The 750-nt window shown below is 61.2% G+C and carries 3 pseudogenes; all 3 read right to left on the bottom strand.

From position 1 onward, the window contains the following. A pseudogene (locus AAIL68_RS17510) lies at window positions 1-213 on the bottom strand (hypothetical protein); the annotation flags it as partial. A gap of 37 nt (window positions 214-250) precedes the next feature. Further along, window positions 251-400 (bottom strand): annotated as a pseudogene (locus tag AAIL68_RS17505) (alpha/beta hydrolase); the annotation flags it as partial. Between the two features lie 67 nt (window positions 401-467). After that, a pseudogene (locus tag AAIL68_RS17500) lies at window positions 468-750 on the bottom strand (hypothetical protein); the annotation flags it as partial.

Below are 750 nucleotides of genomic sequence, written 5' to 3'. Positions count from 1 at the left end.
GGAGGCTTGCCACCGTCTGCTGTCGGACAAGGCAGCCAAAGCGCGTTCCAGATTGGCTTCCACATAGGGCTTGATCACCGCAATGGCATTCTCTAACTCGCCTGCCGCTCCTGGATTGCCCGTGACCAGGACCACGTGCAAGTCAGGCCTCTGGCGGCGGAAGGGCGCCACGAGATCTCTGCCGTGCATGTCAGGCAGGCCCAGGTCGGTCATCAGGACGTCCAGGTCGGGTGAGCCGACACGACCGCCCCTAGCGGCTGGTTTCGGTCAGGCGGCGGCGGACATAGGTCTGCACCAGATCAATCATCGGCTTCATATCCACCTTATTGTCGCAGAAAAAATAGTCCCTGCCCCCGATTTCCTTGTGGGTGATGGTGATGCCCTTCTGCTCGCGCAGGCGGCTTCCCTGAAGGTTTCTTGGTGTGGACAGCTGCGGGACAGCGGCCGGTCTCTTAAACGTTGCCGTCTCAGTGACCTGCCGCAAGACAGGCGTAGCTGAGGTCCAGGCTAGCGCGCATGCCGCTGTTCGTGAACTGCCGCAAGAATGATCCGTCCAACTGATCTTGCAGGGCCAGTTCACACATGACCGTGCCAAAGCCCCGTCCCTGAACGGCCGGTCCCGCTTGCATCGGCGAGAAGGTCTCCTCCCAGTGGATGATCAGGCGATCTCCCTGGCGCTCGCTGCTGATGACCAGTTGGCCGGCTTCCTGGCACAAGGCCCCGTGTTTGACGGAATTCGTGCAAAGCTCG

Origin of the sequence: Paracoccus sp. SSK6, assembly GCF_039770665.1 — a bacterium.
GTDB lineage: Bacteria > Pseudomonadota > Alphaproteobacteria > Rhodobacterales > Rhodobacteraceae > Paracoccus.
Note: the sequence above shows the minus strand (reverse complement) of the source record. Positions and strands in the feature narration are given on the sequence as shown.